Origin of the sequence: Streptomyces sp. NPDC059853 (assembly GCF_042731495.1) — a bacterium.
Classification (GTDB): domain Bacteria; phylum Actinomycetota; class Actinomycetes; order Streptomycetales; family Streptomycetaceae; genus Streptomyces.
Genome location: NZ_JBHWJL010000038.1, coordinates 20,966 through 29,184 on the forward strand (window position 1 = coordinate 20,966; position 8,219 = coordinate 29,184).

General features: G+C 74.9%; 5 protein-coding genes and 1 pseudogene. All 6 read right to left on the reverse strand.

The genetic code is table 11. From position 1 onward, the window contains the following. Window positions 1-5: 5 nt before the first annotated feature. Window positions 6-1,595, reverse strand: a complete 1,590-nt coding sequence (locus tag ACFV5N_RS06835) for a glycosyltransferase (protein WP_385595061.1) — start codon at window positions 1,593-1,595, stop codon at window positions 6-8. Beyond that, complete coding sequence (locus ACFV5N_RS06840) at window positions 1,592-3,742, reverse strand: CDP-glycerol glycerophosphotransferase family protein (RefSeq protein WP_385595064.1); 2,151 nt, start codon at window positions 3,740-3,742, stop codon at window positions 1,592-1,594. Before ACFV5N_RS06840 ends, ACFV5N_RS06835 begins: the two co-directional genes overlap by 4 nt. Before the next feature lie 232 nt (window positions 3,743-3,974). Further along, complete coding sequence (locus ACFV5N_RS06845; RefSeq protein ID WP_385595067.1) at window positions 3,975-4,907, reverse strand: carbohydrate ABC transporter permease; 933 nt, start codon at window positions 4,905-4,907, stop codon at window positions 3,975-3,977. Then, window positions 4,904-6,214, reverse strand: a complete 1,311-nt coding sequence (locus ACFV5N_RS06850) for an ABC transporter permease subunit (protein WP_385595070.1) — start codon at window positions 6,212-6,214, stop codon at window positions 4,904-4,906. The genes ACFV5N_RS06845 and ACFV5N_RS06850 overlap by 4 nt, the downstream gene beginning before the upstream one ends. A 24-nt stretch (window positions 6,215-6,238) precedes the next feature. Beyond that, window positions 6,239-7,585, reverse strand: coding sequence for an ABC transporter substrate-binding protein (locus ACFV5N_RS06855; protein WP_385595073.1), 1,347 nt, complete (start codon window positions 7,583-7,585; stop codon window positions 6,239-6,241). Between the two features lie 346 nt (window positions 7,586-7,931). Beyond that, window positions 7,932-8,219, reverse strand: a pseudogene (locus tag ACFV5N_RS06860) (hypothetical protein); the annotation flags it as partial.

Below are 8,219 nucleotides of genomic sequence, written 5' to 3' on the forward strand. Positions count from 1 at the left end.
TCTAGTCAGGTTCTGAGCAGACGCTGCAAGCGGGCCGCGGCCACCCCGGTCGCCCCGCGCACCCCCGGCGCGGTCCGCACCGCGAGCGCCCCGTGCCCGGTGGTGTACGGCTGCACCAGCAGCAGCCCGTGCCGCCGGCTGGGCAGCACGGTACGGCGCGGCACCGGACCCACCGGCCGGACACCGGCGACCACGGTCCGCTGCCGCGTGCACCGGACCACCGCCCGGACGTCCCACACCGCCAGCGCGCCGGAGGGAGCGGGCAGCGCCGCCAGGTCCAGCCGCGGGGCGGCCGTCCAGCCCGCGCCGTCCGGGAACAGCGCCACACTGCGCCGCTGCCCGACCCGGCCCGTGGCCCTCTCGCGCAGTTCGACGTCCACCCCGTAGACCCCGGCCGCCGCCAGCCGCCCGTACAACTCGTGGACGCGCAGCCGCAGCACCGGGTACGCGCCGGACCCGGTGAGTTCGCCGTCCACCGTCAGCGGCAGCGCCCGCACCGGCAGATCGTCCAGGCCGTCCAGGACGGTGCCGGGCAGGTCGGCCGACCAGACGGGCCGCCCGGCGGCGGTGGCCAGCGGCGGCAGCAGCCGGGGCGGGTCGGCGGCCAGCGCCGCCAGCCTGGCCGGGTCGCGCGGGGTGGGGGAGGCCAGCAGGACGGCGGCCGGCCAGCGGTTGACGGGGCGCGCCGCCGCCACCTCGGCCGGGTCGAAGGCGGCGAGGTGGGCGCGGGTGAGCGACCACCACCAGCGCTGGAACGCGGCGCCGCGCGCGGGCAGCTCCCGGACGTACAGCGGCAGGTCGTGGTCGAGGAACTTGGTGCGCGCCGCCCGCGCCAGCCGCTCCGCGCCCGCGGCGCGCAGCGCCTCGACGGCCTGCCGGTGCGCTTCGAGCCGGCCCGCCCAGTGCGCGATCCGGCCCCGGTCCAGGGAGATGGACAGTGCGGCGGCGCGGCGGCGCACCTGCCACACGTACACCGGGTCCGGGATCACGGCCAGGCGCGGGGCGGCGGCCAGGACGCGGGCGGTGAAGACGAAGTCCTCGTAGGGGAAGTGGCCGTCGGGGAAGGTGATCCGGTGGGTGCGCAGGAACGCGCGGTCGTACAGCTTGTTGACGCACAGCGTGTCGTGCACCAGACCGGGATGGTCACGCGGCGGTTCGTGCACGGCGGGCGCGGCGTACAGGGCGGGCTGCCAGGGGCGTTCGGTGCCGTCGGGCAGTTCGCGGCGGACGCACAGGCCGGCGGTGACGGGCGCCTCGTGCCGGGCGGCGGCGGCCAGCAGGGCGGCGGCGGCGCCGGGCGGCAGGACGTCGTCGCTGTCCAGGAACAGCACGTACCGGCCGCGCGCCGCCGAGAGGCCGGTGTTGCGCGGGGTGCCGCAGCCGCCGCTGTTGACGGCGTGGCGCAGCAGCCGCAGCCGGGGTTCGCGGGCGGCCAGCCGTTCCAGGACGGTGGCGGTGGCGTCGGTGGAGGCGTCGTCGACGGCGACGACCTCGCCGACCGCCGGGCCCTGGTCGAGGGCGGAGCGGATGGCGTCGGTGACGTGCGCGGCGTCGTTGTAGGCGATCACGATGACGCTGATGGAGCGGGAGGTCATGAGGCCGATACCGGGTCGGGGGCGGGGCGGTGCGCCCGGCGGGCGCCGGGTGGTACGACGGCGGGGAGCCCGTGGCCGTCGAGGAAGACCTCGCGGACGACGCGTTCGGCGGCGCGGCCGTCGTCGCGCGGGCTGAACGCGGCCCGGAACGCGGCCCGCAGCCGGGCCCCGTGCGCGCCCCACAGCGCGCCGCCGGGATCGGTGAACAGGGCGTGCAGCTCGTCCTCGGTGCGGGTGACCGGCCCGGGCGGGCAGTCCGGCAGCTCCAGGCAGACGCCCCGGGCGGCGCGGTAGTCGGCCCAGTCCGGGGCGTGGACGACGATCGGCCGGTCCAGCAGGGCGTACTCGAAGATCACCGGGTGGTAGTCGGTGAGCAGCACGTCGGCGGCCAGGCAGAGCGTCATCAGGTCGGGGTGGCCGGCGGCGGGCACCTCGCGGACACCGGGCGCCGGGTGGCCGAGCGGGGCGCGGCTGAGCAGCAGATGGCCGGGCCCGAGCCGGGCGGCGAGGCCGGCCACGTCCAGGTGCGGGATGCCGGGGCCTGGCTCGTACGGGCGGTGCGCCGGGACGTACAGCACGGTGAGGACCCCGTCGGGGACGCCGAGCCCGGCCCGTGCGGCGCGGATGTCCCCGGGGGTGGCGGTGAGCAGCCGGTCGGCCTGCGGGGAGCCGTACTCCAGCAGGGTGTACGGGCCGGGCTGGGCGCGGCGCGCGGTGCGGGTGGCGTGCGGGCCGGTGGAGAGGGCGGTGGTCCAGCAGCCGGTCTGCCGTTCGTCCGGGGTATGGGGGAGGGCGATGGGGGTGCCGCGGTGGGTCTGGAGCCGGTGCTGGCCGCGGCGCGGGTGGTCCGGGACGGGCGCGGGGAACGGGGCGTCGCTGACGAGGTAGCGGGCCCGGGCCAGGGCGCGGGCGGCGGCCGGGGAGTGCGGGTGGAGGCGGCGGGGTCCTTCGGGGAGGTGGCGGGCGTGTCCGGGTCCGGCGATCCAGACGGTGCGCAGCCGCGGGGCGAGGGCGCGGACCTGCGCCTCCAGGGCGGCGGGGTGGCCGGCGTAGCCGCCGGTGGCGGGGAGGAACACGGCGAGGTCGGGGAGGAGGGGGCGGAGCAGGTGCAGCCGGTAGTACAGCCGCAGTGCGGCGGCGCGCAGCCACCGGCCGGACGCCCGCAGGCGGGGCGCGAGGGCGCGCGCGGCGTGCCGGGTGGTGAGCCGGGCGCGGGCGGTGAGGGCGGCGGTGGCGCGCAGCCAGCGGGCGGGGGCGGGGCGGCGGATGCGGTGCCGGCCGTCGGTGAGCGGGGTGGCGCCGGAGGTGGTGCGGTGCCGGGCGCCGAGCGCCGCGGCGTGCCGGAAGAACTCGGCGCGGGCGGCGGGCGGGAGCAGCAGCCCCGGCCGCTGGTGGAGGCGGGTGAGGTCGGCGAGCATCCGCTGGTAGAGCGGGGCGCGCCAGCGGGCGGGCAGGGGCTGGGCGAACAGCCGGTCGTACTGGCGCAGCAGGTCGAGGTGCGCGCGCCCGGTGGGGCGGGCGGCGGGCGCCGGGGACGGGGCGCGGCGGACGCAGCTCCGGTCGAGGACGGCGACCGAGCCGGCGGCGGTCAGGGCGCGCTGGCTGAACGGGAGGTCCGCGTAGTGGCCGGGCGGGAAGCGCAGGCCGAGGCGGTCGACGAGGTCGCGGCGGTGGGCGCGGGCGTGGACGGCGGGGTCGAGCCACAGCAGTCCGGGGCGGTCGGCGAGGGTCATCACCTCGGGCGGCTGTTCGCTGTAGAGGCCGGTGCCGGGGTCGGTCGCGGTGTCCCGGAAGAGCAGCAGCTGGGGGTCGCCGGTGGTGCGCAGCCGGGCGTCGATGGCCGGGAGGGCGCCGGGGGCGAGGTTGTCGGGGGCGTCGAGGAAGAGGACGTACGCGCCGCGGGCCCGGTCGAGGGCGGCGTTGCGGGCGGCGCCCGGGCCGACCGGGCAGGGCAGCCGCAGCCGTACCAGCCGCCGGTCGGCCGCCGCGTAGCCGCGCAGGACCGCGTCGGTCGCGCTGTCGGCGAGGTCGTCGACGGCGAGGAGTTCGAGGTCGGCGAAGCGCTGGCCGAGCACGGAGGTGAGGGACGCGTGCAGGTGCTCGGCGGGGGCCCGGTGAACGGTCAGGATGACGCTGAAGCGGGGCATGGCACCACATCCACCGGACGAGGGAGCAATACACGGACGATCCGACAATCGCTCAAGTAGCGCCGGTTGTGGGGGAGGGCGCCCGGGATGTCGCCCATGACTCCGTCCGTTCGGAGCAATCCGGGCCCACGGGAGGGGGCAGGGCACCGGCGGGCGGCGGTTGGCAGGCGGCGGGCCCGCAAAAAGGGGGCCGCCCCGGCCGGGGCGGCCCCCTCTCGTGTCGCAGGCGGTGCTACTTGACGGAGCCCGCCATCACGCCCGTCACGAACTGGCGCTGGAAGGCGAAGAAGATGCCCAGCGGGATCAGCATCGAGAGGAAGGCGCCCGGCGCCAGGACCTCGATGTTGCTGCCGAACTGGCGCATCTCCTGCTGGAGCGCCACCGTCATGGGCGGGGAGCTGGAGTCGGCGAAGATCAGCGCCACCAGCATGTCGTTCCACACCCACATGAACTGGAAGATGCCCAGCGCCGCGATGGCCGGGCCGCCCAGCGGCAGCACCACCCGGGTGAACAGCCGCAGCTCGCCCGCCCCGTCCAGCCGGGCCGCCTCCAGCAGCTCGCGCGGGATCTCCGCGAAGAAGTTCCGCAGCAGGAAGATGGCGAACGGCAGCCCGAAGGCCGAGTGGAAGATCACCACGCCGACCGTCGTCTCGAAGATGCCGAGCGTGTTGAACAGCCGTGCCACCGGGATCAGCGCCACCTGCACCGGCACCACCAGCAGCGCCACCACCAGCACGAACAGCCAGTCGCGGCCGGGGAAGTCCAGCCACGCGAAGGCGTACGCCGCCAGCGCGCCGAGCACGATCACCAGCACCGTGGACGGCACCGTGATGGCGATGGTCGTCCACAGGGAGCTGGTGAAGGCGTCATTGCTGAGCAGCGCGCTGTAGTTCGCGCCGGTCCACTGGCCCGGGTCCGTCAGCGCCTCCCACCAGCCCGAGGACGCGATGTCCCGGGGGTCCCGGAAGGAGGACGCCAGCAGCCCGGCGGTGGGCAGCAGCCACAGCACGGCCAGCACCGTCAGCACCACCCGGACCGCGCCGCCGCCCGCGATCGCGCCGATGCGCGAGGCGAGGGACGGTTTCGGCGGGCCGGCCGGGGCGTCGGTGCGGTGCGGCGGCGGGTTGGGGGCGGCCGTGGCCGCCGCTTCGGTCGAGGCGCTCACCGCTTCTTCTCCTGTCGCAGCCGCCGCACATTCATGATCATCATCGGCACGCACAGCACCAGCAGCAGCACCGCGATGGCACTGCCGAGCCCCTGGTTGGCCCCGCCGCCGAACGACGACCGGTACAGCTCCAGCGCCAGCACGTTGGCGTCCGCCTGCGAGGAACTGGGCGCGATGACGTACACCAGGTCGAAGACCTTCAGCACGTTGATCATCAGCGTCACCAGCACCACCGCGAGCAGCGGCGCCAGCAGGGGCACGGTGATCCGCCGGAACACCTGCCACTCGTTCGCGCCGTCCACCCGGGCCGCCTCCAGCGTCTCGCGCGGCACGGCCGCGAGTCCGGCGGCGATCAGCACCATCGCGAAGCCCGCCCACATCCAGACGTAGCTGGCGATGATGGCGGGGGTGACCAGCGACGGGCCCAGCCACTCCACCCCGTTGTACGCGGCGGTGAAGTTCCCGGCCGCCAGCCGCAGCTGGGTGCCGTCGGCGTCCTCGGCCGGCAGGCTGAACGTCCCGTCGCCGCCGGTGGTGGCCGAGGCGGCGACGCTGCCGTCCTCGCGCACCGCCTCCACCTTCAGCCCGGACAGCGCCTTCTCACCCGGGTCGATGACGTCCTGGGTGCCGCCGCCGCCCGGCGCGAAGTCCAGCCAGACGGTGCCGGTGACCGCGCCCGGGTCGGCGGCGGCCGGCGCGGCCTCCGCCTCGCCCGTGGCGTCGGCCGGCTTGACCCCGACGAGCGGCAGCAGCACCGGCTCACCGGCGCGCGCCGGAGCGTCCACCAGGAACGCGCCGTCCTGCTGCGCCGTCAGCCCGGTGTCCGGACGGGGCCGGGCGTCGGGCCAGGCGGCGCCGCCGGAGAAGGTGTCGTGCACCGTCACCAGCGCGGCGTTCGCCAGACCGCGGTCCGGGTCCTGCTCGTACACCAGCCGGAAGATGATGCCGGCCGCCAGCATGGAGATGGCCATCGGCATGAAGACCACCAGCTTGAACGCGGTGGCCCAGCGGATGCGTTCGGTCAGCACCGCGAAGATCAGCCCCAGACCGGTCGCGACGGCCGGGGCCACCACGATCCAGATCAGGGTGTTGCTGAGCGCTTTGCGGGTCGCCTCATTGGTGAAGAGGTCCTGGAAATTCTCAAGACCGACGAAACTGCTGCCCGACGCGTCGAAGAGACTGCGCTGGATCGAGTACCCGATCGGGTACACGATCAGCGCGCCGAGCAGCAGCAGCGCGGGCAACAGAAAACATGCGACGGCCCAGGGACGTGCCCTGATGACCGCGACCGCCTTGGCGGAAGCCATGGTCCGTGTCAGCCCCGCTCCGCGTCAGTGACCGTACGCGCGTACGGCCTGGGCCTCCAGGTACTCCTGGGCGCCCTCGATGTCGGCCGGGTCGCGCAGGAAGTTCTGAAGCCCCTGCCACATGCCCTGCCCCGTGGTGCCGCCGAACGCCGCGGGCGCCTGGTCGGACATGTCGAACCGGAAGTCGTCACCGGCGGCCAGCAGCGCCGCGGCGATGTCCTGCGTCACCTGGTCCGGGTACGCCTCCAGCTCCAGCGAGTGGTTGGGGGACAGGTAACCGCCCGGCTGCGCCCAGATGCGCGCCGCGTCGGTGGACGCCAGGAACGCCAGCAGCGCCTCCTGCGCCTCGGTCGCCGTCCCGTCGGTGGTCAGCGCCACGGCCGCGTCACCGGCCGTCACCACCGGGGCGTCACCGTCCACCGCCGGGAACGGGAAGACCAGCGCGTCCTCGCCGACGACCGCGTCCGTGTTGCCCGCGATGAACGCGGCCACGAAGTCACCCTCGTACACCATGCCGGAGGCCGGGGCCTCCAGATCGGAGAAGGTGTTGGTGACCGAGGCGGGGAAGTCCGTCTGGAGCGCGCCGGAGCCGCCGCCCGCCAGCAGGTTGTCCTCGCCGAACAGTTCGCCCAGCGTGGTCAGCGCGTTGGTGACCGTCTCGTCCGTCCACGGGATCTCGTGCGCGGCGAGCTGGTCGTACGCCTCCGGGCCGGCCTGCGAGAGGTAGATGTTCTCGAACCAGTCGGTCAGCGTCCAGCCGTCGGCCCCCGCGACCGACACCGGCGTGGTGCCGGAGTCCGACAGCAGCCAGGCCGTGTCGATGAACTCCTGCCAGCTCGTCGGCTCCGTGGCCCCGGCGGCGGCGAAGGAGTTGGCGTTGTACCAGATCAGCGACTTGTTGGCGACCTTCACGTACACGCCGTACTGCTCGCCGTCGTACGCGCCCAGATCCTGCCAGCCCTGGCCGAAGTTGGCGTCCAGCTGCTCCTGGACGGACGGGCCGAGCGGGGCGAGCCAGCCCTTCTCGGCGAACTCGTGCAGCACGCCCACCTGCGGCACCATCACGATGTCCGGCGGCGCGCCGCCCTCGATCTTGGTGCCCACGAAGTTGGAGACATTGTCGCTGCTGGGCACGAAACTGACCTTCGCGCCGGTGCGGTCCTCGAACTCCTTGAGGACGGCGACGAAGTTGTCGCGCTCGGCGCCCGTCCACACGGCCGCCACCTCCAGGGACTGGCCCGACAGATCGGGCAGTTCTATGGAGGGGGCGTGATCGCCGCCGTTGTCGCCGCCGCCGCTGCCGTTCCCCCCGTTGCTGTCGCTGTCGCTGCTGCACGCCGCCGTGAAGGCGAGCGCGGACGCGACGGCCACAGCCGCTGCCGCACGGGCCGCTCTCCGGGGTCCCCGAATCGAACTGGGCATGAGTTCCGTCCTCCATCATCTGGCGTGGCGGGCCGACGGCACTCAGTTGTGCGGTACCGGGCATGCCACGCCGCACGTCCTTGTGTCCCTCGTACTACGCCGCGTCGCCGGGGCCAGGCAAGACCAGCCGCCTCACCGACCTTCCTTTGTGACTACCCCGTTATCGGTCATCGCAGCTCAGCGAGGGAAAGCGTTCGGTTGTGCATGAGGTTGTCGGAATGTGAGGGGTTGCCGGAGCGTGAGGGGCGGTGGGGGACCGTGGGGGACGGTGCGGGACGGTGAGGGAGCGCGGGGGTCACACGAGGGAGGCGGTGCCCGCGGTGTCGTTACGGCCCGCGCGCGCCGCCGCCGAGGCCAGCAGCGCGATGTCCGTGGGACCGTTCCCCAACTCCTTCACCGGCCGCCGGGCCGGGGGATCACCGGCCGTCGACCAGTCGAGACGGGTCACGGTCGGCCGCAGCGTGGCGGTGCGCGGAATCCTTCCCGTCACCCGTCCCGCCTGGAACGCGGTCGCCTGCGGCCCGCCGGAACCGGCCCGCAGCTCACCCCGGCCGGCCGGCGCCCCGGCGAGCACGATCCGGGG

Coding starts and splice junctions, on each gene's coding strand:
- ACFV5N_RS06835 (WP_385595061.1), bottom strand. CDS start 1,595: ATGACCTCCCGCTCCATCAGCGTCATCGTGATCGCCTACAACGACGCC.
- ACFV5N_RS06840 (WP_385595064.1), bottom strand. CDS start 3,742: ATGCCCCGCTTCAGCGTCATCCTGACCGTTCACCGGGCCCCCGCCGAG.
- ACFV5N_RS06850 (WP_385595070.1), bottom strand. CDS start 6,214: ATGGCTTCCGCCAAGGCGGTCGCGGTCATCAGGGCACGTCCCTGGGCC.